The following is a 24235-nucleotide window of genomic DNA, read 5'->3' as shown; positions in this document are numbered from 1 at the left end:
AAATAACATGCACACCGAACTAACCCTGAAAGACATTTACCTCGCGCAGCAACGAATTGCCGGGCTGGCTGAATACACGCCTTTGCTGCGCAGCGAATCGCTTTCCCATCGCTGGGACTGCGATGTCTGGCTCAAACTCGATAACCTGCAACCCACGGGCGCGTTCAAATTGCGCGGTGCAGTCAACGCATTGCTTGGTCTGGATGACGCCCAGCGTGAACGCGGCGTGGTAACCATGTCGACCGGCAACTTTGGTCGCGCGCTGGCCTATGCAAGCCAGCACCTGGGCATTGCGGTGACGGTTTGCATCTCGAAGCTGGTGCCGGACAACAAGGTTGCAGCCTTGCGCGAAAGCGGTGCGCAGGTGGTCATTGTCGGTGACACCCAAGATGACGCCGACATCGAAGCGCGACGCCTGCAACAGGAAGAAGGTCTGGCCTATATCTCACCCTTTGATGACCCACTGGTGATCGCTGGGCAAGGCACTTGCGGGCTGGAGATCATCCAGCAACAACCGCAGATCGACACTGTCTTCGCTGGGCTTTCAGGTGGCGGCTTGATCGCAGGGATTGGTCTGGCCATCAAGTCGGTCAACCCGCACGCAGAGGTGATTGGCGTGAGCATGAACCAAGGCGCGGCGATGCTTGAAAGTCTGGCCGCTGGCAAGCCGGTGCAAGTGCAGGAAGTCGCCTCGCTGGCAGATAGCCTGGGTGGCGGCATTGGTCTTGATAACGCTTGGACATTCGCCATGACGCAACGCTACATGGATCGCGGCTATCGCGTGGATGAGCAACAGATTGCCCGCGCCATGCTGCACCTGTTCAACCATGAGCGCCTGGTTGTCGAAGGCGCAGCGGCAGTCGGCATCGCAGCCATTGAGCAGCATCAAATAGACCTGCGCGGCAAACATATAGCGCTGGTTATCAGCGGCCAGAATCTATCCAACAACACCTTTGCCAATGCCTGTCATCTTGCAGGAGAGCCCAACTATGCAGATTTATAACCGGCAACAGATTGCCGAAGTGGTCAAGCTCGACTCCGCAGCACTTGAGGCGGTGGAAGCAGGCTTTGCTGCGCTTGGCCGTGCAGAGGTTGAAATGCCACCGATCCTGAGCATGAACATCGCCGAAAACAACGGCGAGGTAGATGTCAAAACCGCGCACATCCATGGCTGGCCCCGCTTCGCGATCAAGATCAGCCCCGGTTTCTTCAACAACCCGGCACTCGGTCTGCCCAGTCTCAACGGCTTGATGTTGCTGTTTTCAGCCAAGACCGGACTGGTTGATGCGGTGTTGTTTGACGAAGGTTACCTGACCGATATTCGTACCGCGCTGGCTGGCGCTATTGCCGCCAAACACCTGTCACGCTCCGACTCACAACGCGTTGCGGTGATTGGCGCTGGCGTGCAGGCAGAGCTGCAAGTCGCTGCCCTACGCCTGGTGCGCGATATCCGCGAGGTGCATCTGTACACCCGCGACCGCAGCAAGGCGCAAACTTACGCGACCCGCATGCAGGCGCAATACGGCCTCAGCGTGAGCGTGCATGACAGCGCCGCCAGCGCCTGCGCACAAGCTGACATCGTGGTCACAACCACCCCCGCACGGGAGCCGGTTCTGAATTGGTCGGATCTGCCAAAAGGCATTCACGTCACGGCCATGGGCTCGGACAATCCGCACAAGAACGAACTGCATCCGACGATTCTGGCCAGCGCCGATGTGTTGGTGGTCGATCGGATCAGCCAGTCGCGCGCGCTCGGCGAACTGCATCACGCGCCCGCCCTGCAGCGCGAAGTTTTAGAGCTCGGCAGCTTGATCAGCAACCAGCAATCTGTGCGCAGCAGTGACCAACAGATCACAGTCTGCGACCTGACCGGCACCGGCGTGCAGGACACCGCAATCGCCAACTATGCCGCGCGCCTGCTTGAGGGCGCTTGAAATGATCGAAACCTTCGCCGAGTTTCAGGCCCTGCAACAACAGTTCGAGCATCAAAGCGCCTGCGATAATGGTCGCGTGCGTATTGGTTTGGTCCAGTTGGCCAGCGATTTCACCCTGGAAAATGAATGGCGCCAGCTACTCGGCGAGCGTGTTGAGCTATACAGCACGCGAACCCCCTGCAGCCCGACGGTCACCCCAGACGGTTTGCGCAAAATGGCGCAGGACCTGACACAATCCGCCGCCTTGTTAGTACCGGGAATGACCCTTGATGTACTGGCGTTCGGTTGCACCTCAGGCAGCATCTTGATTGGCGAGCAGGAGGTAAGCCGGCTGATTAATGAAGCGCATCCGGGCATACCAGTGACCAACCCGTGGAGCGCGGTCAAATCGGCATTGCGTGAGTTGAACGCACGAAAAGTAGCGGTGCTCACACCCTATATTGGCGAGGTCAATTACCCGATATACCTGGGTCTGCAACAAGCGGGACTGGAGGTCAGCGCATTTGGCACCTTTGCCGTGCTCGATGATGCCTTGATCCCACGGATTCCAGCAGATGCCATCGCCCACGCAGCGGAGCAGCTGTTGCTTGGCAGCAAGGCGGACGCCTTGTTCTTGTCATGTACCAACCTGCACACCTTTGAGCTGCTTGATGAGCTGGAGCAGCGTTTGGGTTTGCCAGTCATCTCCAGCAACCAGGCGATGTTTTGGCATGCACTGCAACTGACTAACTGCATTCACCGTCCGCAAAACTTTGGCAGCTTGCTGCGTTGAGCCAATCATTTCCAACCCCAATGGCGGACAATGAAGCGCTGTCCGCCCTAACTGTACGTAGGGTGCGGCAACGCGAAGCTTGCCCACTACCACTCAATCGCCGCAAACCTGAAATTTAATCCACAAGCCAGATGCGCCAAAATCGACAGACAAAAAAGTGCTGGCCGCCCTACTTTCTTCAGGCACAAAAAAACCGGCGTTTTATCGCCGGTTTTTGTCTTGAGTAGAACTCAGTTATTGCCTTTGTAACCTACACTGGTGCAACCCAGGCAACGCTGGAAAGCCTCGCGGCCAGGCTCTTGAATCAGCGCGGTGGCGGCTTCATCAATATTACCGCCCAGAGCGGTAAACGGCAGGCTGACGATAAATGCAGCCGTACCAATGATGGTCGCGCCAATCAGCAGTGGACGGGCGATCAGCAGGTCGCCAATCATTGAATAGGCCTTGGGGGCGTTGGCGGTGTAGATCGGGTCACCGCTGGTATTGACGTCTTCCTGAACCACTTCAGCCGACGCCGGTAGTGCCAGCAGGCCAGAGGAAAGCGCCAGGACAACAGCGATCGAGCGAAACAGATTCATGGAGTAATCCTTCAACGATACAGAGTCAGTGCTTATAACTATATCAGCGCTGCGCCAATTGTCAGCGTGATTAACTTCAATATCCGCACACAAGCCCTGCTGAACTGCCTTTTTGCCTTGATAACGCAGACTGCATCACTCTTTAGCCACGCTCAGTCGCCTCTGAAAAGTCAGCAAGCGCCAGTTAACGCTGGCAATGAGCGCAATAGACACTGGCCCGCTGCCCCAATTTGAGCTCGCGCAATGTGCTGCCGCAGACCTTGCAAAACTCACCGCCACGGCCATAAGCGAAGAGTTCTTGCTGGAAGTAACCGGGCTGGCCGTCACCGCCAATAAAGTCACGCAAGGTGGTGCCGCCACGTTCGATGGCATGGGCGAGGATGCGTTTAATCTCCACCGCCAGCTTGGCGTAGCGCGCCTTGGAAATACTGCCGGCTTCGCGACGTGGGTCAATCCCGGCGGCAAACAAGGCCTCGGTCGCGTAAATGTTGCCCACGCCGACCACCACCGCGTTATCCATGATGAACGGCTTGACCGCCATTGAGCGCCCCCGCGACTTCTCATACAGACGCTCGCCGCTAAAAGCATCAGTCAGCGGTTCTGGTCCCAACTTGCTCAGCAGCACATGCTCGAGTGGCGTCTGGCTCCACAGCAAGGCACCGAAACGACGTGGGTCGGTGTAGCGCAGCGCCATCCCCGACTCCAGCTCGATATCGACATGCTCGTGCTTGGCGGCAGGCGTACCACAAGGCACCAGGCGTAAATTGCCGGACATGCCCAAGTGGCTGATCAAGCTACCGGTTTCGAGCTTGATCAGCAGGTACTTGGCGCGACGCTCAACACACTCGATACGCTGCCCGGAAACCACGATATCCAGATCTTCCGGGATCGGCCAACGTAAACGTCGGTCACGCACTATGACCCGGCGGATAAGCTGGCCGACCAGATGAGGCGCAATTCCGCGACGGGTGGTTTCGACTTCAGGTAATTCAGGCATGGGCCGCCAATTCAGTGGATATTTCAGCGATTAATTTTCACATTATCCTATGGCTAAAACCAGCTGGCGCAGCCCTAAGGCGTCTGCGCTATAATTTCGCTCTTTTTTCGGAGAGTGCCCAATGTCCCTGCCCAGCCTGCGCCTGAAAGCCAATGCCGACCGACGCCTGCGCGCCGGCCATCTTTGGGTCTACAGCAACGAAATCGATGTCGCCGCCACGCCGCTCAACGCTTTTGCCGCCGGTGACCAGGCGATTCTCGAGGCCGCTGGCGGTAAGCCGCTCGGGGTTGTGGCTCTGAGCCCAAACAACCTGATCTGCGCGCGCCTGCTGTCGCGTGACGTCAAGCATGTGCTGGATAAATCCTTGCTGGTGCACCGCATCAACGTGGCACTGAGCCTGCGCGAGCGCCTATTCGACAAGCCTTGCTACCGCTTGGTCTACGGCGACTCTGACCTGCTGCCTGGTTTGGTGGTTGATCGTTTCTTCGACATTCTGGTGGTGCAATTGGCCTCCGCGACCATGGAACGACACAAGGATGATGTGCTCGCCGCGCTGATTCAGGTGGTCAAGCCAAGCGGTATTTTGCTCAAGAATGATTCCGCCGCGCGCGACGCCGAAGGCCTTGAGCGTTATGTCGACACCGCCTTTGGCGTGGTGCCTGAATGGGTCGCGCTGGAAGAAAACGGCGTTAAGTTCGAGGCGCCGGTCATCGAAGGCCAGAAAACTGGCTGGTTCTATGATCACCGCATGAACCGTGCTCGCCTGGCGCCGTACGTTAAAGGCAAACGCGTGCTGGACCTGTTCAGCTATATCGGCGGCTGGGGCGTGCAAGCCGCTGCATTTGGCGCCACTGAAGTCATGTGCGTCGATGCTTCAAGCTTTGCCTTGGACGGCGTTGAGCGCAATGCCACGCTCAATGGTTTGTCTGAACAAGTGATCTGTGTTGAAGGCGATGCCTTCGCCGCGCTCAAGGAATTGAAGTCAGCGGAAGAGCGCTTCGATGTGGTGATTGTTGATCCGCCTGCGTTTATCAAGCGCAAAAAAGACATGAAGAACGGTGAAGCCGCTTACCGCCGCCTCAATGAACAAGCCATGCGTCTGCTCAACAAAGACGGAATCCTGGTCAGCGCTTCGTGCTCCATGCACTTGCCGGAAGACGACCTGCAGAACATCTTGCTGACCAGCGCTCGTCACCTGGACCGCAATATCCAGTTGCTCGAACGCGGCGCGCAAGGCCCGGATCATCCGGTGCACCCAGCCATAGTCGAGACACGCTATATCAAGAGCCTGACTTGCCGTTTGCTGCCAAATAGCTAAAAAATCCCGCCTTGCACCAGCCACATTCACAACCGCTGAATGTGGCTGCGCCCGCCAACGCCTCCGCTTTCAGCCATACCCATCCACGCACTAATACTGTGCGAGTAAATGGGTGCCTGCCACTGACTGACTGTCCGGTGACTGTTACCGCTTCCCACACCCTGATGGCCAAACGCCAAGAACCGGCTAGCCTTTACCAATAAAGCGCCGCTTCAAATGGGCCATCTGTTTGGCTTGGCGTAGTAATTGCTTTGTTCTGAGCATAAGCGAGTCAATAACAGCAGATCGCAGATGAGCAGGCGCTACTGCTGGCAAAAATACACAGGTCCTGGCCATGAGCCGGCGCTTGTTTTGTTTTCGGGCGGGGAGATGTATGGCTGAGCAAGCTGGGGACAAACCGTTCCTGCAATTCACCAACGTAAAAAAGACCTACGATCACAAAAGCCTTGTGGTCAAAGACTTCAACCTCGATGTAGCCAAGGGCGAATTCATCACCCTGCTCGGCCCATCGGGCTCAGGTAAAACCACCTGCTTGATGATGCTCGCTGGCTTCGAAGACGTGACCAGCGGCGAAATCCTTATCAACGGTCGCTCGGTGACCAGCATTGCACCTTACCAACGCAATATCGGCATGGTCTTCCAGCAGTACGCGCTGTTTCCGCACATGACCCTGCGTGAAAACCTCGCCTACCCCTTGAAAGTTCGCAAGATGGCTAAGGATGAAATCAACGCCAAGGTCGATGAATACCTGGCGCTGGTTGAACTACAGGACTTTGGTAATCGTCATCCCGGCCAGCTTTCCGGTGGTCAGCGCCAGCGTGTGGCACTGGCCCGCGCGCTGATTTTTGCCCCCGATATCGTATTGATGGATGAACCGCTTGGCGCACTGGATAAGAAGCTGCGCGAACAGATGCAGTTTGAAATCAAGCGCCTGCATGATCAATTGGGTTTTACCGTCATCTACGTCACCCATGACCAGACCGAAGCGCTGACCATGAGCGACCGCATTGCGGTGTTCAACAATGGCATCGTCCAGCAATGCGCGGCGCCGCACGTTTTATATGAGCGCCCTGCCAACCTGTTCGTTGCGGGCTTTATCGGCGAGAGCAATACCCTCAAGGGCACCATTGCTTCGGTCGAGTCTGACACCGTCACCGTACGCCTCGAAGACGGCGCACACGTCAGTTGCCTAAAGGCCAACTGCACCGAAGTTGGCGCGCCGACCACCATCTCGATCCGTCCCGAGAAACTCACCTTTACCGATCGGCTTGGCGCCACGGGCAACCAGATCAAGGCCCGCTTCGTCGCTCGTCACTATGTCGGTGAATACATTCGCTACCAGTTCGAAACTGCAGACCGCACCGAGTTGGTGGTCAAGAACCTCAACGACAGTTCTGCTCCGCAGTTCAGCGCTCAGGAAGAAGTCGCGCTGGCCTGGCTGGCAATAGACAGCCAGGCGCTGGACCGACCGGAAACTCAAGCAGCGTCCTAGGGATGGCTGAGCATAGCCGCGCTATACGCGAGCGAGGTCATGACCGATCAACAACGCAATGGACTGCAGCAACAACCTCTAGAGCAGTAGTTTTCCACCACATAAAAACAGGTAATGGAGCACTGATATGGCTAGATCACTAAGCACCAGTATTTCCGCTTTCGCCTTAACGGCCGCCATGGGTTTGGCGTCGCTGGGTGCGCACGCCGAGGAAAGCTTGACTGTAGTTTCATGGGGCGGCTCGTATGGCGCTGCGCAAAAAAACCACATGATTGATCCGTTCCAGAAAGACACTGGGGTCAAGGTCCTGTTTGAGGATTATTCGGGTGGCGTTGCCGAGATGAAGGCTCAGGTCGAGTCCGGCAATATCCAGTGGGACGTGGTCGACGTTGAGGTTATCGACCTTGAGCGTGCCTGCTCCGAAGGCCTGCTGGAAACCATTCCACATGACATTCTTCCGGCTGGCGTAGACGGCACACCGGCTGAAGAAGACTTTATCCCCGATGCCCTGTCCAACGAATGCGCCATCGGTAACATTGTCTGGTCGGTGGTCTTTGCCTACAACGAAAAAACCATCGGCGACACCAAGGCCACCAGCATTGCTGACTTCTTCGACACGGCCAAGATCCCGGGCAAGCGTGCCATGCGCAAGCGTCCGCAGGTGAACATGGAATGGGCCTTGCTGGCTGACGGCGTTGCACCTAAAGATGTCTACGAAGTGCTGGCAACACCTGAGGGTCAGGAACGCGCCTTCAAAAAGCTCGACACCATCAAGAAGGATATCGTCTGGTTTGACTCCTGGTCGCAAGCACCACAACTGCTCAACGACGGCGGTGCCGTGCTGGTGCAGTCGGCCAACGGTCGCTTCTATGACTCGATCCGCAAGGAAGGCAAGCCTTTCGTTATCGTCTGGGACGGCCACGTCTATGACCTCGACGCCTGGGCAGTGCTGAAAGGCTCGCCGAAAAAAGACCTGGCATTCAAGTTCATCGCTTACGCCACCCAATCCAAGCCACTGGCGGGCATGAGCGACGTGGCTTACGGCCCAACCCGCAAGTCTTCGACGCCAATGATGGACCCAGCCGCCGCGCCGCACCTGCCAACAGCACACCTGGACAAAGGCATCCGCGCCGGTTCTGAGTTCTGGGCCGACTACGGTGAGTCGCTCGGTGAAAAGTTCAACGAATGGTTGCTCAAGTAAGTTAATCCGCCACCCGCTGGGCCAGTGACATCACGGCTCAGCGGGTTTGACCATTTATTCAGGAACGACGGAGTTCAGGCTTGTCATCGTTAACCACCACTGAAGCCAAGCAAGCAGCCAGCGCACAACGCAAGAAACGCATCACTGCGTTTATGTTCGTGGTGCCTCTGCTGGTGTTTATTTTGCTGACCTTCGTTGCACCTATCGCCAGCATGCTCTGGCGCAGCGTGCATCATCCGACTGTGGCCGAGCTGATTCCGCACACCCTCGAAGCCCTGAAAGATTGGGATGGCAAGGCCGTACCCGACCAACACACCCTGCAGATTTTTGCTGTCGAGCTCAATGGCCTGGCCAAGGAACGCCTGTCGGGCAAGCTCGCAGAGGAGTTCAACCGCGCCTACACCGGCATGTCCAGCGTGGTTAAATCCACCGCCCGTAAAGTCGCCAAGCTCAAGGCAGATGACCTTAGAGACAAAGGCGCCCAAACCTTGCTCGACGCCAACCCGAAGTGGCAACGTACCGATCTTTGGTACGCCATCCAGCGCGCCGGTGAAGAATACACCTACGACTATTACCTGACCGCGCTCGACCTTGAGTTGAAACCCGACACCGGCATCCAGGTTCGCGAAGAAACCCAAATCTACCTTCAGCTTTACAGCAAGACCCTGACCATGGCGTTGGTCATTACCCTGCTCTGCGCCGCCCTGGGTTATCCGCTTTCCTATTATCTGGCCAGCCTTTCGGAGAACCGCGCCAATCTGCTGCTGGTGCTGGTGTTGCTGCCATTCTGGACATCACTGCTGGTGCGAACCACGGCATGGATTGCACTGTTGCAGACAAACGGAGTGATTAACTCATTCCTGATGGGCGTCGGCTTGACCAATGAGCCGTTCGAGATGCTCTACACCTCGTTCGCCACCGTTGTCGCCATGACCCACATTCTGCTGCCATTCATGATCTTGCCGTTGTACAGCGTGATGCGCGGCATTGACCCAAGCTACATGCGCGCCGCCTTGTCGCTGGGGGATAAACCCATCCCGGCCTTTGCCAAGATTTACTTGCCAATGACCCTGCCCGGACTGAGCGCTGGCGCCTTGCTGGTTTTTATCATCTCGGTCGGCTACTACATCACTCCGGCGCTGGTCGGCGGCACCGACGGCCAGATGATCAGCAACATCATCGCCTTCCACATGCAGCGCTCGAACAACTGGGAGCTGGCCGCCGCGCTGGGCTCGTTACTGCTCGCGCTGATTCTGTTGCTTTACTGGCTGTACGACCGTTTCGTCGGCGCCAGCAATATCAAGTTGGGTTAGATCATGGCCAAGGCTCCTGCATATTACGGTTTCTGGTATCGGCTCGGCTCATGGCTGCTCAAAAGCACTTCATGGTTGGTGCTGTTTTTCCTGATCATGCCGATTCTGGTGATCATCCCGCTGTCGTTTAACACCGAGCCTTTCTTTAGCTTTACCAAGGGCATGCTGACGTTCCAGCCCGAGGCGTATTCGTTGCGTTGGTACAGCGCGATCTTTAGTGATTCAAAGTGGATCCTGGCGATCCAGAACAGCTTCTTTATCGGCATCTGCGCAACGATTATCGCCACGGTCTTGGGCACCTGCGCCGCAGTCGGGCTGGCCCGCGATGATATGCCGGCGCGGCGCTTGATTACTGCTTTGCTACTGTCGCCGATGATTGTGCCGCTGATCATTACCGCCGCGGGTATGTTTTTCTTTTACTCGGACCTTGGCCTGGCGGGTAATTACCTTGGGGTGATCCTGGCCCACGCCGCGCTCGGCACGCCTTTTGTCATCATCACCGTGACGGCGACATTGGCGGGCTTCGACTATTCATTGGTACGCGCGGGCTTGAACCTGGGCGCACGGCCGGTACGCGTGTTCTGGGACATCATCATGCCGCTGATTCGCCCCGGGGTAATTTCCGGCGCACTGTTCGCCTTTATCACCTCGTTCGACGAAGTGGTGGTGATCCTGTTTATGGCCGGGCCGCAGCAACGCACCATTCCCCGGCAGATGTTCTCGGGCCTGCGCGAGCAGATCAACCCGAGCATTCTGGCCATAGCCACACTGCTGATCATCCTCTCGATCATCATGCTGGTGACCATCGAACTGCTGCGCCGCCGCTCAGTCCGTTTGCGCGGCGTCGAGGCTTGATCAGCCGATTGCCCCATCGGCAGCGGCGAACAACCCGTCCGTAAGTTGCAGCAACCCTTTCGCCAAACCGCTTGCAGGGATTAGAATCAGAAGTCTCCTGCCACACCTCGGCGGAGCTGGTCGCTGCCGCGCTAACCCTGCGCCACAAGCGGCCTCAGACCAACACCCGGACATTTCCGTTTGCGTTGTGCCTGAACCCGGCTCACCCTACGTATATAAGGGCGCCTGTAAAAACCACTGAGTTACCCGCCGCAGTTGTTTTCACAGGCTCCCGCCAACCGTTATTAGCTGCAGGAACCCGTCATGCCTGATTATCGCTCGAAAACCTCCACCCACGGCCGCAACATGGCTGGCGCCCGTGCCCTATGGCGTGCCACTGGCATGAAGGATGAGGATTTCAAGAAGCCGATTATTGCCATCGCCAACTCCTTCACCCAGTTCGTACCTGGCCACGTCCACCTCAAGGACATGGGCCAACTGGTCGCCCGCGAGATCGAAAAAGCCGGCGGCGTGGCGAAGGAATTCAACACCATCGCAGTCGATGATGGCATCGCCATGGGTCACGACGGCATGCTCTACTCGCTGCCAAGTCGCGAAATCATCGCCGACTCGGTTGAGTACATGGTCAACGCCCACTGCGCCGACGCCATCGTTTGTATCTCCAACTGCGACAAAATCACCCCCGGCATGCTGATGGCCGCCTTGCGCCTGAATATCCCGGTGGTATTCGTGTCCGGCGGACCGATGGAAGCAGGTAAAACCAAGCTCGCCAGCCACGGCCTTGACCTGGTTGACGCCATGGTGATCGCTGCTGACGAAACCGCATCGGATGAGAAAGTCGCCGAATACGAACGCAGCGCTTGCCCAACCTGCGGCAGCTGCTCAGGCATGTTCACCGCCAACTCGATGAACTGCCTGATGGAAGCGCTGGGGCTGGCTTTGCCGGGCAACGGCTCGACCCTGGCCACGCACTCGGACCGTGAACAACTGTTCCTGCGCGCCGGTCGTCTGGCCGTTGAACTGTGCCAACGCTATTACGGCGAGAACGACGACTCGGTGCTGCCGCGCAACGTGGCCAACTTCAAGGCGTTCGAAAACGCCATGAGCCTGGACATCGCCATGGGCGGCTCGACCAACACCATCCTGCACTTGCTGGCCGCCGCGCAAGAAGGCGAGATTGCCTTTGACCTGCGTGATATCGACCGCCTGTCACGCAAGATCCCACAGCTGTGCAAAGTGGCGCCGAACATCCAGAAATATCACATGGAAGACGTGCACCGTGCCGGCGGCATCTTCTCGATCCTCGGCGAACTGGCGCGTGGCGGCTTGCTGCACACCGACGTATCGACCATCCACAGCCCGAACATGGCTGAGGCGATCGCCCAGTGGGACATCACCCAGACCCAGGACGAAGCGGTGCACACCTTCTTCCGTGCAGGCCCGGCTGGCATCCCAACGCAAACGGCATTCAGCCAGTCGACCCGTTGGGATACCGTGGATGACGACCGCGCCAACGGCTGCATCCGCAGCGTGGCCAACGCCTATTCGCAAGAAGGCGGCCTGGCGGTGCTCTACGGCAATATCGCACTGGATGGCTGCGTGGTTAAGACCGCAGGGGTCGATGAGTCGATCCATGTGTTTGAAGGCAGCGCCAAAATCTTCGAAAGCCAGGACAGCGCGGTTAAAGGCATCCTCAATGACGAAGTCAAGGAAGGCGATATCGTCATCATCCGCTACGAAGGCCCGAAAGGTGGCCCGGGTATGCAGGAAATGCTCTACCCAACCAGCTACCTGAAATCCAAAGGCCTGGGCAAAGCCTGTGCATTGCTCACCGACGGTCGTTTCTCGGGTGGCACCTCCGGTTTGTCCATCGGACACGCTTCGCCAGAAGCCGCTGCCGGTGGCGCGATTGGCTTGGTTCAGGAAGGCGACAAGATCCTTATCGATATTCATCAGCGCAGCATCAACCTGTTGATCAGCGATGAGGAACTGGCCGCACGCCGCGCCGAGCAAGACAAAAAAGGCTGGAAACCCGAAGCGCCACGCACCCGCAAGGTGACCACGGCGCTCAGGGCCTACGCCCTGCTCGCCACCAGCGCCGACAAAGGTGCAGTGCGCGACAAGGCATTGCTCGACAAGCTAGTGCCCTAAGCCACACCGGAAGCCGCTTTATAGCGGCCTCCGTCATTTTACCCACAGCGTTGAACAAGCCACGGCTGACCTCAGGTCAGCCAAGCATCGTCCGCCCAAGCACAATTCTGTAGAATCGCGGCTTTTTGGCGGACGGCTGTATGACTTCCCTAGCAGATTCTCCCCTACCTGAGCCGACTCAAAGCGAACTGGTGTATGGCCCCGACGCCCGGCCCAAGCCGTTTATCGCCTTGGTCGCGGCGCTCCAGCACTTGCTGGCAATCATCGTTCCCATCGTCACTCCCGGCCTGTTGATTTGCCAGGCGCTGGGTGTGTCGGCACGCGACACCAACCTGATTGTGTCGATGTCACTGGTGATCTCCGGAATTGCCACCTTTGTCCAATGTAAACGCTTCGGCCCCTTTGGCGCTGGCTTGTTGATCGTGCAAGGCACCAGCTTCAACTTCGTCGGGCCGCTGATTGCAGGCGGCGCATTGATGGTCAAGCAAGGCACGCCGGTAGAAGCGGTGATGGCGGCGATTTTCGGCGTGGTAATCGCCGGTTCATTTGTAGAGATGGGCGTGTCGCGCATCCTGCCCTTTGTGAAACGCCTGATTACGCCGCTGGTGACCGGCATCGTGGTGCTGATGATTGGCCTGACGCTGATCAAGGTTGGCTTGATCAGCATGGGCGGCGGCTTTACCGCGATGGGCAATGGCACCTTCGCCAATGCCGAGAACCTGATGCTGTCGGGCACCGTGTTGGCGATCATCGTAATACTCAACCGCATTCCGGTTGTGTGGATGCGCAGTTGCGCGATTGTGATCGCCTTGGCCGCCGGTTACGCAATGGCGGCCTCTATGGGTCGCCTGGACTTTAGCGGCATGCATCAGGCCGCTGCGTTTCAACTGCCGGTCCCGCTGCATTTTGGCCTGGGCTTTTCCTGGTCATTGTTTATTCCGATGCTGGTGATTTATCTGGTGACTTCGCTCGAAGCCATTGGTGATATCACGGCCACCAGCAAGATTTCCGGCAAACCGGTTGACGGCCCGCAATGGATGCAACGCATCAAGGGCGGCGTGCTGGTCAATGGTGCCAACTCGTTGCTGGCGGGCGTATTCAACACCTTCCCCAGCTCGGTGTTTGCGCAGAACAACGGCGTGATCCAACTTACCGGCGTGGCCAGCCGGCATGTCGGTCTTTGGATTGCCGCGATGTTGATCCTGCTTGGCCTGTTCCCCAGCGTTGCAGGGGTGATTCAAGCCGTACCGGAGCCAGTATTGGGCGGTGCCGCCTTGGTGATGTTTGGCGCAGTGGCGGCTTCGGGGATCAATATTCTCGCCAGCATCCAGCTTGACCGTCGTGCCCTGCTGATTATTTCGGTGTCGCTGGCGCTGGGGTTGGGCGTTTCGCAAGTGCCGGAATTCCTTGCGCACATGCCTGCGGCGCTGCGCAATGTGCTGGAGTCTGGCGTGGCAACCGGCGGCATCAGTGCGCTGTTGCTCAACTGGTTTTTGCCAGAGCAGCCATCACAGAAGTAGCCCGGCGCCAGTGGTGGCTTGGACATCGGTGGGCAAGCTTCGCGTTGCCCACCCTACACGCATGGGTGGATGACGCTTTATCCATCCACCACTCCAACCGCTAACCAGAACAGCCTCACAGCGGCTTTTCAAACACCTTGGAATTGCGCTGGAAGTTATACAGCGATGCCCTTGCCGCTGGCAGACGCTCGACCCCGCTCGGGCTGAAGCCACGCTCGCGGAACCAGTGGGCGGTACGGGTGGTGAGCACCATCAGGTTTTTCAGACCCAGGGCCCGCGCCCGCTCTTCAATGCGCTCAAGCAGCTCATCACCGCGACCGCCGTGGCGATAGGCTGGATTGACCGCCAGGCACGCCAGCTCGCCGTAATCGGAATCCGCAATGGGATACAGCGCGGCGCAGGCGATGATCAGCCCTTCGCGCTCAACGATACTGAACTGCTCGATTTCACGCTCAAGCACTTCACGCGAGCGCCGCACCAGAATGCCCTGATCCTCCAGCGGGCTGATCAGCTCGATCAAGCCACCGACATCTTCAATGGTCGCTTCACGGATCGACTCAAACTGCTCTTGCGCAACCAAGGTGCCGTTACCCGTGCGAGTGAACAGCTCATTGAGCAGCGCACCGTCTTCGATATAGCTGACAATGTGGGTGCGCCGCACACCATCGCGGCAGGCCTGGGCGGCCGCATCGAGCAACTCCGCCTGATAATTACTGCCAAGGCGCTGCACATAGGCTGGCACCTGTTGCGGTAACAGCTCACGCACCAGCTTGCCGTTCTCATCGAGCAAGCCTTGTTCCGGGCTGTACAGGATCAGCTTGTCGGCTGACAGGTCAATAGCTGCGCGCGTGGCAACGTCTTCACAGGCCAGGTTGAAGATCTCGCCAGTCGGTGAATAGCCCAGCGACGAGAGCAGGACAATGCTGCGCTCATCCAGCAAGCGACCAATACCTTTGCGGTCGATACGCCGAACCTCGCCAGTATGGTGATAGTCCACGCCATCGACTACGCCAATCGGCCGCGCTGTAACGAAGTTACCGCTGGCAATGCGCAAGCGAGCGCCTTGCATCGGCGAGGCAGCCATGTCCATCGACAGGCGCGCCTCGATGGCAATGCGCAGCTGGCCCACAGCATCAATCACGCATTCCAGCGTCGGGCTGTCGGTGATGCGCAGGTCGCGATGAAAATGCGGCGTCAGCCCACGTGCGTTGAGCCGCGCTTCAATTTGCGGGCGCGAACCGTGGACCAGCACCAGGCGCACGCCCAAGCTGTGCAACAGCACCAAGTCGTGAACGATATTGCCGAAATTTGCATGGGCAACGCCGTCGCCGGGCAGCATTACAACGAATGTGCAGTCCCGGTGGGCGTTGATATAAGGCGAAGCGTGACGCAACCAATTGACGTAATCGTGCATTCCCTAAAACCTGTGAGTCGAGTACATGACGCAGAACACGGCGCGCTATACGTTTGCGGCGCCAGACAGATGAAAAAGCAAAGCCTTGCCGTTTTATCGTCGCAGTTGAGACTTCGTCACGCGTACGCTCCTCCTGATACAGGTTAATTGCAGCAGCTGATTCTCAAGGTTTTGGCTGCTCGCTGGATGGGTTCAAACAATAGCTTTTAATCAGTTCACGTAACAGACGTACTGTCGGCTCAAGACGTGACATTTCCAAGAACTCACCCGGTTGATGTGCGCAGTCGATGTCACCTGGCCCCAACACCAGTGTTTCACAGCCGAGTTGCTGAAGATAAGGTGCTTCGGTACCAAACGCCACTGCTGCAGCTTGATGACCGGTTAAACGCTCGGCCAGCCGAACCAGCTCGGCATCGGCCGCTTGCTCGAATGGCGGCACACTGGGAAATAACGGCGCGTAATCAATCTTGACCTGATGCTGCTCGGCCAAGGGCTTTAGCCGTTGCTGGATCGCCGCGCGCAGCATTTCAGGCTGCATGCCGGGCAGCGGGCGCAGATCGAACTCCAGCGAACACTGGCCACAAATGCGGTTGGGATTATCGCCGCCGTGGATGCAGCCCAGGTTGAGCGTGGGCTGGGGCACAGTGAACTGCGGGTTGCGGTACTCGGCTTGCCACTGTTTACGCAGTTGTTGCAGCTCGCCCATCACCGCTTGCATGGCCTCAAGTGCGCTGTGACCAAGATTCGGGTCGGATGAATGACCGCTCTGGCCGAGGATATCAATGCGCTCCATCATGATGCCTTTGTGCATGCGGATCGGCTTCAAGCCTGTCGGCTCACCAATCACCGCCGCTCGCCCCAGCGGTCGCCCGGCATCAGCCAAGGCGCGGGCGCCGGACATCGAGCTCTCTTCATCGCAGGTGGCCAAAATCAACAAAGGCTGCTTGAACGGCTGGTCAAGCAAGGGCTGCACGGCCTCGATGATCAGCGCAAAAAAGCCTTTCATGTCGCACGAGCCAAGCCCCAGCCAACGGCCATCGATTTCCGTCAGTTTCAGCGGGTCGGTCTGCCACAGAGCTGCGTCAAACGGTACGGTGTCGCTGTGTCCAGCCAGCACCAAGCCGCCTGGGCCAGAACCGTAGCTGGCGAGCAGATTAAATTTACCGGGGGTGATTTCCTGCGTCTCACAGGTAAAGCCAAGGCTTTCCAGCCAACTCGACAACAGCTCGATCACGGGACGATTGGTCTGATCCCAATGGGCTTGGGTGCAACTCACCGACGGTGCGGCAATCAGCGCGGCAAATTGCTCTTTAAAGCTCGGTAGATTCATGGCCAGCCTCCGCTTGCGAGCCCCCATCATAGAGGCAAGGTTGACCGAGATGAAACCACCGAATTGATTTCACCGCACAAGCCAAGACTTATACGGCCAAAAGGACCAGCTTACGAACCACCGTTATATAGCTAAACCCGTTTGAACAATGGTGGGCAAGCTTCGCGTTGTCGCGCCCTACGGGCCATAGGGTTTTTATCGGCCATCAACCCAGGTTAGCGGGTTGATGGCCGGGTGTTATCAAGCCCCGCCGAAAATAGCGCGCAGGATGTAGAAGAAGAAAATCGACAGCGCAGCGCCAACCGGCAGCGTGATCAACCACGACATGAAGATCTTGCCGATCACGCCCAGGTTCAAGGCGCCAATGCCCCGGGCAATACCAACGCCCAGAACCGCGCCGACCAAGGTATGGGTGGTCGATACTGGCAAGCCTATCGCCGAAGCCCCCACCACAGTGGTCGCAGTCGCCAGTTCAGCGGCAAAGCCACGACTTGGCGTCAGCTCGGTGATTTCTTTACCAATGGTGGCGATAACTTTGTAGCCGTAGGTCGCCAGACCAATCACGATACCCACCGCGCCCAGCAGCAGCACCCAGCTTGGCAGAGCCGCTTTGGCACCGACCATTTCACCGCCTGAGTTAATCACTCCGACAATGGCAGCCAGCGGGCCAACGGCGTTAGCCACATCATTGGAGCCATGGGCGAAAGCCATGGAGCAAGCGGTGAAAATCATCAGCACTGCGAACACTTTCTCAACACTGGCGAAGTGGAAGGCTTTATCCGCTTCAACGTCAATCTTGATCCGGCTGAGCAAAATGATGCCCAAGATCATCACCACCGCGCCGACAGCGACCGAAAGCATAAAGCCTTCACCCGCGGTAAGGTCCAGGCCGATGTGCTTGAGGCCTTTGGTCATTGTCATGATCGAAACCATAAAGCCGGTGGCGAACATATACAGCGGGACAAAGCGCTTGGCGTTGGCAAAAGGCTCATCAGTGTCGATGATCAGTTTCTGCACGCTCATGAACACGCCAAATGCGACCACGCCTGACAACACCGGCGACACGACCCAACTGGCCACGATCGGCATTACGCCAGACCAATGCACGGCATCAAAGGACACGCCTACCGCGGCAAAACCAATAACCGCACCGACAATCGAGTGAGTCGTCGAAACCGGCCAGCCCTTGGTCGAGGCCACCAACAGCCAGGTTCCAGCCGCCAGCAACGCCGACATCATCCCGAGCACCATCAAGCCGGGGCTGATCATCGACGCATCGACAATCCCGCTTTTGATGGTTTCAGTCACCTCTCCACCGGCGAGATATGCACCAGCGAACTCGAAGATCATGGCGACGAAAATCGCTTGTTTAATGGTCAGGGCACGTGAGCCAACCGAGGTCCCCATGGCATTGGCAACATCGTTCGCACCGACACCCCAAGCCATGAAAAAACCGAAAAGGCAGGCAAGGACAAGTAGCACGAAGCCGTAGTCCGCAATCAAAGACATAAATTAATTTCCGTCATTCCTAGAAAAGAGTACTAACGCTTAGCGCGCCAGCAGTTGTTCCAGTCGGTTACCTACACGTTCAGCGCGGTCGGCCACATCGCCGAGCCATTCGATAATCTTGTAGAGAAACATTACATCGACCGCAGGAAGATCCTTTTCCAGTTTGAACAGCGCACGACGAACAGACACTTGCATCACGTCTGTTTCGCGCTCAATTTCTTCAAGCTCCATGACCATCGACTCAACCAGCGTCGCCTCGCGACCGCCGAAACCGGCCTCAAGCAACGAGTCGAGTTCTTTCATCGCTTTGAGCGCCTGAGCACTGGCATCAACACAGCGCTGCACATAAGCGCGCATCTCGGGCTGCAGCGATGCGGCAATGGTCATGCGCCGGCCAAGCATCAAGCCTGCAATGTCCTTGGCCCGGTTAGCGATTTTGTCCTGTACACTGAGCAGTTCAAGCAGATCCGAACGGGGCACAGGCAGGAACAAGTTTTTTGGCAAGTGCAAGCGCACGCTCTTTTTGAGCTTGTCGGCTTCGTTTTCAAGCCGCGCCATTTCCTGTTGTACCTGTTCTACCTTGTCCCAGTCTTCAGCCATAACGGCTTCGAAAAATGGCACAAGGTTCGCCGCGCATTCGTGGGCTTTGGCGATATGTTGCTGCATAGGGCCGATGGGTGAACGACCGAACAGGCTTACAAACGGATTGATTGGCATAGGGTGGACCCCTGATTAAAGAAGGCGGCAAGTATACGGATCACACCTTATGCTCGCCAGCACGGTCATCGGACTGTCATAAATTTATACTAGGCGTAAAACGCACCATCATGCTCAAAGAAACAGAAATTAAGTTACGCATCAGCCGCGAGACCCTAGACGCCTTGCGCGCTCACCCCTTGCTGAAAAAGCGCTGTAAAGCAGGCTGGGAGCAGCACGAGCTATTAAATCAATATTTTGATACCCCTGATCGTGATCTGGCTCAAGCAAAAGTCGCTTTGCGCCTGCGCCGTGATGGCGAAACATTTATTCAAACTCTAAAGACTCGCGGCCAAAGTATAGCCGGCCTGTCGGAGCGCAATGAGTGGGACTGGCACCTGCCTAAAGCCAAGCTAGACCTGAAGAAACTCGATGACAGCTGCTGGCCAGCCGCGCTGGCCGAGCTCGACAAAAAACAGCTAAAACCCATTTTCACCACTGACTTTACTCGCCAGAAAACCGATATCGCCTGGGGCCGTGGCAAAAGCAAAGTGGTGATCGAGGCGGCCCTGGACCTGGGCAAAGTCATTGCCGACGGCAAAGAAGAAGAAATTTGCGAGTTGGAACTCGAACTGCGCCAAGGCGAGCCAGAGGCACTGCTCGAACTGGCAGCCGAACTGGCAGCAGACCTGCCCTTGATGCCCTGCGACATCAGCAAAGCCGAGCGCGGCTATCGTTTATTCGATGCCGGGAGCTACTCGCTGAGCTTGCCCGCCCCTGAGCTCAACGGCGAAATGAGCCTTGATGATGCCTTTAGTGCGATTGCCTGGCACCTGCTCGCCAGCAGCCAGCGTCTGGCTGAGCAATATCGCTTCAATGGTCATTGGCGCTTGCTCAACGACTGGTTTGAACAACTGATTGACCTGCGCGCCCTGCTCGGCAGCCTGGGCCAAGCGGCGCCACGCTCCAGCAGCAGCGACCTGCGCCAGATACTCGACAGTTTGCTGAACGACTGGCGTCCACGCCTGCACGCGGGCCAGTGGGATGAAGCTGCCCGCGCCAACGCCCCGGCCCAGTTTGTCGAGGAACTCAACAACACACGTTGGGGGCAACTGTCGCTGAACCTGTCACGCTGGTTGCTAGCCCGTAGCTGGACGGTTGAACGCAACAACCGGGGTAATCGCCAAGGCGCCGCGCCACTGGCCAACTGGTTGCCAACCCTGATCGCCGAAGAAGGCGCCAGCCTGCAACTCAAGCGCTATCAACAGCAACCAGAAGACCTTGCAGAGCAGTTGCCCCGCATCGAACGCCTGCTGGCATGGTTGCGTCTGGCGCGCAGTACCCTTGAGGTGGCCGAGGTTGATCGCCTGTATGGCGAAATGATCAAACTCAGCGAATTGGCCCACCGGAACATAGACGAAGAATGCCTGAGCGCACGCAAAGCCCAGGCAATTGCCGTTGCCAGCCTTAAATCCTGGCGCCAACTGGTTAAATAAGCGGCGCCCACTGCAATACGACAAGCCGCGCCTGCAACGGGCGCGGCGGCGAATCAACTAAGGTTCTTTGCAGGCCAACCAGGCGCCCCAGAACAAGCTGCTGAAAAAGCGGGTCGCATCGCCAAATCCGGCTTCATGCAAGAGCTTTTGAACCGCTGCCTCCGAATGTGGCGGATCAGCGCCTTGCAGGATTTTCCCCAGCTTGGCCTTCACTTCATCGCCGTTGGCACCATGCTGTCGCCAGCGTTGTCCCCAGGCTGCAAGCAACAAGGGTTGGCTGGCATAAGCATGGTGATTGCCCGCGACGATCAGCGGCGCGCCCGGTTTCAGACGGGCCTGAATGGATTGCAGGATCTGTCGTTTCGCAGCATCCCCATCAAGATGATGAAGCACGCCGATCAAGGTGGCAGCGTCGTATGACTGATCCGCAGCCAGGTCTTCAACATGGCCAAGATGCAGGTTTGTTCTTCCAAGCAAGTTATTGGCCTTCAACTGCTGCGCCGCAGCCTCCAGCATCGGTGCAGATGGATCAACGGCGGTGAAGCGCCAATCCGGCTCCAGCGACGCCATTGCAATAATCTCCTGCGCCGTGCCACCAGCGCCAACGACCAGTATGTTCGCAGGCCGAGCACTGCCCAGGCTTGCCGCAAGCATGCAAGCCGCCAAGTCCTGGCAGGCGTCATAACCCGCGAGCGCAATACGACTCTGGCGTGCGTACTCATTGGCGCGTGAAGTATCAAATTTTTCAGCTGAGTTTAGAGAGGATGATTTCAAGGCTGTTCTCCATGTCCTTGAATCAAGCTACGCCACGTTTTTGAATAATAAAAATTCATTAATTTTATAAGATGCATTCCCCAAAGGAATGCAGGATCAATCTTCAAAACAGCGTTCCAAGTGTTCGGTAGCCGATGCAGGAGACTGATCATTAACGATAAGCACGAACAATCAAGCGTTTCATAATCGTGGGCTATCCCCGTGTTTATGGGAGACTGGCTCTGTGTGGAGTGAGTGCACTTGTATTTTGTGCATGGTTCTCAAGGCGACAATAAGACTGCTCAAGTAGGCTCTAGCGCTCAGGGCGCCGCTCAAACGGGAATCAAGCACACCCTAGCGATCGCAACATAGCGCCGAACGAAACTGCCAAAGGAATGACTGTATGAGTTTTAAACGCAATTCGCTGTTGCTGGCTCTGATCGGAGGTTTACTGGCAAACCAGAATATCTCTGCCGCCACCGGAGCTGCACCGCTGGACGCCAAAACCAGTACCCCACAACAGCTGGGCTTGATGCAGGGCATACCGCCGACGGCAGAAAAAGTGGTGAATTTCACCAACTTTCTGCAATTTCCTTTTACCCGCTGGTCGTTCTCCCATATCCGTGAAGTGGTGCCGACGGTGCAGGTGTCCCGCGGCAGCGGCGCAGTCAGCGTGCTGCCCCGTGCAGAGCGAGACGATATCGACAGCCTGACGTTCACCCCAATAGGCAGCGACAAACCCATGACCTGGAAGCAGTCGCTTGCGGCCAACTACACCGACGGCATTGTGGTGCTGCATCGCGGAAAGCGGGTGTACGAACGTTACTTTGGCGCGCTTAAACCTGAAGGTCAGCACATTGCCTTTTCCGTGACCAAATCCTTTATCGGGACTCTTGCGGCGATGCTGGTGGCTGACGGGACCCTGGACGAAAACGCGCCGGTATCACGCTACGTACCGGAGCTCAAAAACAGCGCATTTGGCAATGCCACCGTGCGCCAAGTGATGGACATGACCACCAGCATCGATTATTCCGAAGACTACGCCGACCCCAAGGCAGGGGTTTGGGAATACGGTCGTGCCGGGCATCTGATCCCTCGTCCTGCGGGCTACACCGGCGCCACCTCGCTGTATGGTTACCTGCAAAAACTCAAAGCCGAAGGCGAGCATGGCCAAACGTTCGCTTACAAAACCGTCAACTCCGATGCCCTGGCCTGGGTGGTACAGCGGGTAACGGGCAAGCCCTTTGCCGAACTCTTGCAAGAGCGAATCTGGAGCAAACTGGGCGCCGAACAGAACGCCTACCTTATGGTTGATGAAGTAGGCACTGGCTTTGCCGGTGGTGGCTTCAATGCCAGCCTGCGGGATATGGCCCGATTCGGCGAAACCATGCGCCTAAATGGCCGCTTCAACGGCCAGCAGATCATCCCCGAAACCGTGGTTGCCGATATCCGCAAGGGTGGAGACCAGAGCCAATTTGCCAAGGCAGGCTACAAAACCTTGCCCGACTGGAGTTACCGCAATATGTGGTGGGTCGCCACCAATGACCATCAGGTATTTACCGCGCGCGGTATCTACGGCCAAACCATCTATGTCGACCCCAAGGCCGAAATGGTGATTGTCCGCTTTGCGTCCTACCCGGTGGCGACGAACGCACGGATCGATCCGACTTCACTGCCAGCCTATACAGCCCTGGCCAACTTCCTGATGGAAAGCGACAAGTAAATCGCTCAACCCTTGATTGATCAGTGGCCTTGCCGCCGCTGGTCAATCATCTCTCGCCCTAACACGGTTTTGTGAAGCGCTTGACTGGCTCTTGTTGCTCATCCGGAGCGTTATTCAGGCAGTTGTCCAGACAACCTGAAGGCCTTCTGTCACCCTCTTGCCGCAAGACTTGCATTAGCCGCTCAACAACCTGAACTTCGACAGCCCCTTCACTGGCGCCCGCCTCAAAAACAGCGCAACACGCCGAAATATCCCCATGGCTGATACGGTAGGCAGCAAAAACGCTGCCAGGCCCGCAACCTGTGTGTCCGCATAGGGAATAGCCGCCGTCAATCGAACCCTGCATTACACCCAGGCCATAGCCCGGTGTGATCCATGGACGCCCGGGAATTGGGCCACCCAATATTCGTGCGTTCTGCATTTGCCGGAGCAAATCCGTGGAGAGCAATTCTCCGGTGAAGAGTCGATCCAGACATAGCGCAGCTTGCGAAACCGGGCCGATCAGCAAGCCATGATAGACCCACGCGGGGTCATAATCTGTCTGTCCAAAATGGGTGGCTTGTAGATCTGTTCGCGTTTTGGCAAAGCGAACATTTGTCAGGCCCAAAGGCGCCAGCGCCCGTTGAGTCACTGCCTCATCAAGCGTCAACCCTGTCAGTCGTTCAATAAGCTGACCCACAAGCAAGTAGCCCAGATTCGAGTAGCGCCATCCGGTTCCGGGGCTGTATCGAAGTCGAGCGCTATCAAGACGCTGCATCATCTCATCCGCCAACCAAGCCGACTCATTGTTGGCAACGGCGACGTGATAGTCCGCAAGCTCGCCATAATCGGCGAGCCCCGCCTCATGCTGCAATAACTGGCGCAAGGTAAAAGGTTGATCAGCAAGGCTATCGTCCAAGCCCACCAGCCGATCACGCACCAGCGTCAGGGCTGTTGCTGCCAGAACTGTTTTAGTAAAACTCCACCACGGCACCACCGGTTCTGACCGGTCATTGGTTAGTGGCAGACCATTTACCACCAGTGAGCTCAGCATTGGCTTCCTTGGGGGGTTGAGCGGCCCAACAAGATATCTCATTGCTCGAATTTAAGGTCGGTTTTGTACCTGAGCGAGGCAACCGTGCCCAAGGATGTATCGCTCACTACTTGATTAATGTGAACAGCATCATGAGCATCCGGAAGGGTT

Annotated in this window: 20 protein-coding genes; 12 read left to right on the top strand and 8 right to left on the bottom strand. The window is 57.3% G+C overall.

Going from position 1 to position 24235, the window contains the following annotated elements:
* The first annotated feature begins 7 nt into the window (after window positions 1-7).
* Genes eutB through AACY26_RS11235 form a run of 3 tightly spaced genes read left to right on the top strand, consistent with a single transcriptional unit; the run spans window position 8 to window position 2706 of the window.
* Window positions 8-1003, top strand: coding sequence for a hydroxyectoine utilization dehydratase EutB (gene eutB, locus AACY26_RS11245; RefSeq protein ID WP_339513997.1), 996 nt, complete (start codon window positions 8-10; stop codon window positions 1001-1003).
* Complete coding sequence (locus tag AACY26_RS11240) at window positions 990-1934, top strand: cyclodeaminase (RefSeq protein WP_339513995.1); 945 nt, start codon at window positions 990-992, stop codon at window positions 1932-1934. Before eutB ends, AACY26_RS11240 begins: the two co-directional genes overlap by 14 nt.
* A 1-nt stretch (window position 1935) precedes the next feature.
* Window positions 1936-2706, top strand: coding sequence for a maleate cis-trans isomerase family protein (locus tag AACY26_RS11235; RefSeq protein ID WP_339513993.1), 771 nt, complete (start codon window positions 1936-1938; stop codon window positions 2704-2706).
* 230 nt (window positions 2707-2936) lie between these two features.
* Here AACY26_RS11235 and AACY26_RS11230 read toward each other — a convergent pair whose 3' ends face one another.
* Both AACY26_RS11230 and mutM read right to left on the bottom strand, forming a co-directional pair.
* The gene (locus AACY26_RS11230) at window positions 2937-3284 is read right to left on the bottom strand and encodes a multidrug transporter (protein WP_339513991.1); all 348 of its coding nucleotides are present in this window, start codon (window positions 3282-3284) and stop codon (window positions 2937-2939) included.
* A 184-nt stretch (window positions 3285-3468) separates the two neighbouring features.
* Window positions 3469-4281, bottom strand: coding sequence for a bifunctional DNA-formamidopyrimidine glycosylase/DNA-(apurinic or apyrimidinic site) lyase (mutM, locus tag AACY26_RS11225; protein WP_339513989.1), 813 nt, complete (start codon window positions 4279-4281; stop codon window positions 3469-3471).
* A 121-nt stretch (window positions 4282-4402) separates the two neighbouring features.
* Here mutM and AACY26_RS11220 point away from each other — a divergent pair, with 121 nt between their 5' ends.
* From AACY26_RS11220 to AACY26_RS11190, 7 genes are all read left to right on the top strand, one after another.
* Window positions 4403-5599: a class I SAM-dependent rRNA methyltransferase gene (locus tag AACY26_RS11220; protein ID WP_339513987.1), complete on the top strand. Its 1197-nt coding sequence runs from the start codon at window positions 4403-4405 to the stop codon at window positions 5597-5599.
* Between the two features lie 373 nt (window positions 5600-5972).
* Window positions 5973-7091 (top strand): ABC transporter ATP-binding protein, encoded by a 1119-nt coding sequence (locus AACY26_RS11215; protein ID WP_339513985.1) that lies wholly within the window; start codon window positions 5973-5975, stop codon window positions 7089-7091.
* 127 nt (window positions 7092-7218) lie between these two features.
* A complete protein-coding gene (locus tag AACY26_RS11210; protein WP_339513983.1) occupies window positions 7219-8292 on the top strand; it encodes an ABC transporter substrate-binding protein in 1074 nt (357 codons plus the stop codon).
* 80 nt (window positions 8293-8372) lie between these two features.
* Entirely contained in the window at window positions 8373-9605 is a 1233-nt protein-coding gene (locus AACY26_RS11205) for an ABC transporter permease (protein ID WP_339513981.1), read from the top strand.
* 3 nt (window positions 9606-9608) lie between these two features.
* Window positions 9609-10460 (top strand): ABC transporter permease, encoded by an 852-nt coding sequence (locus AACY26_RS11200; RefSeq protein WP_339513979.1) that lies wholly within the window; start codon window positions 9609-9611, stop codon window positions 10458-10460.
* A 303-nt stretch (window positions 10461-10763) separates the two neighbouring features.
* Complete coding sequence (gene ilvD / locus AACY26_RS11195) at window positions 10764-12611, top strand: dihydroxy-acid dehydratase (RefSeq protein WP_339513977.1); 1848 nt, start codon at window positions 10764-10766, stop codon at window positions 12609-12611.
* Between the two features lie 140 nt (window positions 12612-12751).
* On the top strand, window positions 12752-14131 hold the full coding sequence (locus AACY26_RS11190; RefSeq protein WP_339513975.1) for a nucleobase:cation symporter-2 family protein: 1380 nt from the start codon (window positions 12752-12754) through the stop codon (window positions 14129-14131).
* Window positions 14132-14246: 115 nt separating this feature from the next.
* On the opposite strand, the gene argA is transcribed toward AACY26_RS11190, so the two are convergent.
* The 4 genes from argA to AACY26_RS11170 all read right to left on the bottom strand — a co-directional run bounded on the left by argA (window position 14247) and on the right by AACY26_RS11170 (window position 19101).
* Window positions 14247-15545 carry an amino-acid N-acetyltransferase gene (gene argA / locus AACY26_RS11185; RefSeq protein ID WP_339513973.1) on the bottom strand — a complete coding sequence of 433 codons (1299 nt, stop codon included), beginning with the start codon at window positions 15543-15545 and terminating at the stop codon, window positions 14247-14249.
* A 163-nt stretch (window positions 15546-15708) separates the two neighbouring features.
* Entirely contained in the window at window positions 15709-16875 is a 1167-nt protein-coding gene (argE, locus tag AACY26_RS11180; RefSeq protein WP_339513971.1) for an acetylornithine deacetylase, read from the bottom strand.
* Window positions 16876-17115: 240 nt separating this feature from the next.
* Complete coding sequence (locus AACY26_RS11175; protein ID WP_339513969.1) at window positions 17116-18384, bottom strand: inorganic phosphate transporter; 1269 nt, start codon at window positions 18382-18384, stop codon at window positions 17116-17118.
* Between the two features lie 39 nt (window positions 18385-18423).
* Window positions 18424-19101, bottom strand: coding sequence for a TIGR00153 family protein (locus AACY26_RS11170; protein ID WP_339513967.1), 678 nt, complete (start codon window positions 19099-19101; stop codon window positions 18424-18426).
* Window positions 19102-19211: 110 nt separating this feature from the next.
* On the opposite strand from AACY26_RS11170, the gene AACY26_RS11165 reads away from it, so the two are divergent.
* Window positions 19212-20576, top strand: a complete 1365-nt coding sequence (locus tag AACY26_RS11165; protein ID WP_339513965.1) for a CYTH domain-containing protein — start codon at window positions 19212-19214, stop codon at window positions 20574-20576.
* A 57-nt stretch (window positions 20577-20633) separates the two neighbouring features.
* Here AACY26_RS11165 and AACY26_RS11160 read toward each other — a convergent pair whose 3' ends face one another.
* Window positions 20634-21350 carry a class I SAM-dependent methyltransferase gene (locus AACY26_RS11160; RefSeq protein WP_339513963.1) on the bottom strand — a complete coding sequence of 239 codons (717 nt, stop codon included), beginning with the start codon at window positions 21348-21350 and terminating at the stop codon, window positions 20634-20636.
* Window positions 21351-21732: 382 nt separating this feature from the next.
* Between AACY26_RS11160 and AACY26_RS11155 the strand changes: the two genes are divergently transcribed.
* Window positions 21733-23052, top strand: a complete 1320-nt coding sequence (locus AACY26_RS11155; protein ID WP_339513961.1) for a serine hydrolase domain-containing protein — start codon at window positions 21733-21735, stop codon at window positions 23050-23052.
* A gap of 58 nt (window positions 23053-23110) precedes the next feature.
* Here AACY26_RS11155 and AACY26_RS11150 read toward each other — a convergent pair whose 3' ends face one another.
* On the bottom strand, window positions 23111-24085 hold the full coding sequence (locus AACY26_RS11150) for a serine hydrolase domain-containing protein (RefSeq protein WP_339513959.1): 975 nt from the start codon (window positions 24083-24085) through the stop codon (window positions 23111-23113).
* Window positions 24086-24235: the final 150 nt, after the last annotated feature.

Origin of the sequence: Pseudomonas sp. RL_15y_Pfl2_60, from assembly GCF_963970595.1 — a bacterium.
GTDB lineage: Bacteria > Pseudomonadota > Gammaproteobacteria > Pseudomonadales > Pseudomonadaceae > Aquipseudomonas.
This window is presented reverse-complemented; position numbering and strand designations above follow the sequence as displayed.

Coding starts and splice junctions, on each gene's coding strand:
- eutB (WP_339513997.1), top strand. CDS start 8: ATGCACACCGAACTAACCCTGAAAGACATTTACCTCGCGCAGCAACGA.
- AACY26_RS11240 (WP_339513995.1), top strand. CDS start 990: ATGCAGATTTATAACCGGCAACAGATTGCCGAAGTGGTCAAGCTCGAC.
- AACY26_RS11235 (WP_339513993.1), top strand. CDS start 1,936: ATGATCGAAACCTTCGCCGAGTTTCAGGCCCTGCAACAACAGTTCGAG.
- AACY26_RS11230 (WP_339513991.1), bottom strand. CDS start 3,284: ATGAATCTGTTTCGCTCGATCGCTGTTGTCCTGGCGCTTTCCTCTGGC.
- mutM (WP_339513989.1), bottom strand. CDS start 4,281: ATGCCTGAATTACCTGAAGTCGAAACCACCCGTCGCGGAATTGCGCCT.
- AACY26_RS11220 (WP_339513987.1), top strand. CDS start 4,403: ATGTCCCTGCCCAGCCTGCGCCTGAAAGCCAATGCCGACCGACGCCTG.
- AACY26_RS11215 (WP_339513985.1), top strand. CDS start 5,973: ATGGCTGAGCAAGCTGGGGACAAACCGTTCCTGCAATTCACCAACGTA.
- AACY26_RS11210 (WP_339513983.1), top strand. CDS start 7,219: ATGGCTAGATCACTAAGCACCAGTATTTCCGCTTTCGCCTTAACGGCC.
- AACY26_RS11200 (WP_339513979.1), top strand. CDS start 9,609: ATGGCCAAGGCTCCTGCATATTACGGTTTCTGGTATCGGCTCGGCTCA.
- ilvD (WP_339513977.1), top strand. CDS start 10,764: ATGCCTGATTATCGCTCGAAAACCTCCACCCACGGCCGCAACATGGCT.
- AACY26_RS11190 (WP_339513975.1), top strand. CDS start 12,752: ATGACTTCCCTAGCAGATTCTCCCCTACCTGAGCCGACTCAAAGCGAA.
- argA (WP_339513973.1), bottom strand. CDS start 15,545: ATGCACGATTACGTCAATTGGTTGCGTCACGCTTCGCCTTATATCAAC.
- argE (WP_339513971.1), bottom strand. CDS start 16,875: ATGAATCTACCGAGCTTTAAAGAGCAATTTGCCGCGCTGATTGCCGCA.
- AACY26_RS11175 (WP_339513969.1), bottom strand. CDS start 18,384: ATGTCTTTGATTGCGGACTACGGCTTCGTGCTACTTGTCCTTGCCTGC.
- AACY26_RS11170 (WP_339513967.1), bottom strand. CDS start 19,101: ATGCCAATCAATCCGTTTGTAAGCCTGTTCGGTCGTTCACCCATCGGC.
- AACY26_RS11165 (WP_339513965.1), top strand. CDS start 19,212: ATGCTCAAAGAAACAGAAATTAAGTTACGCATCAGCCGCGAGACCCTA.
- AACY26_RS11155 (WP_339513961.1), top strand. CDS start 21,733: ATGAGTTTTAAACGCAATTCGCTGTTGCTGGCTCTGATCGGAGGTTTA.
- AACY26_RS11150 (WP_339513959.1), bottom strand. CDS start 24,085: ATGCTGAGCTCACTGGTGGTAAATGGTCTGCCACTAACCAATGACCGG.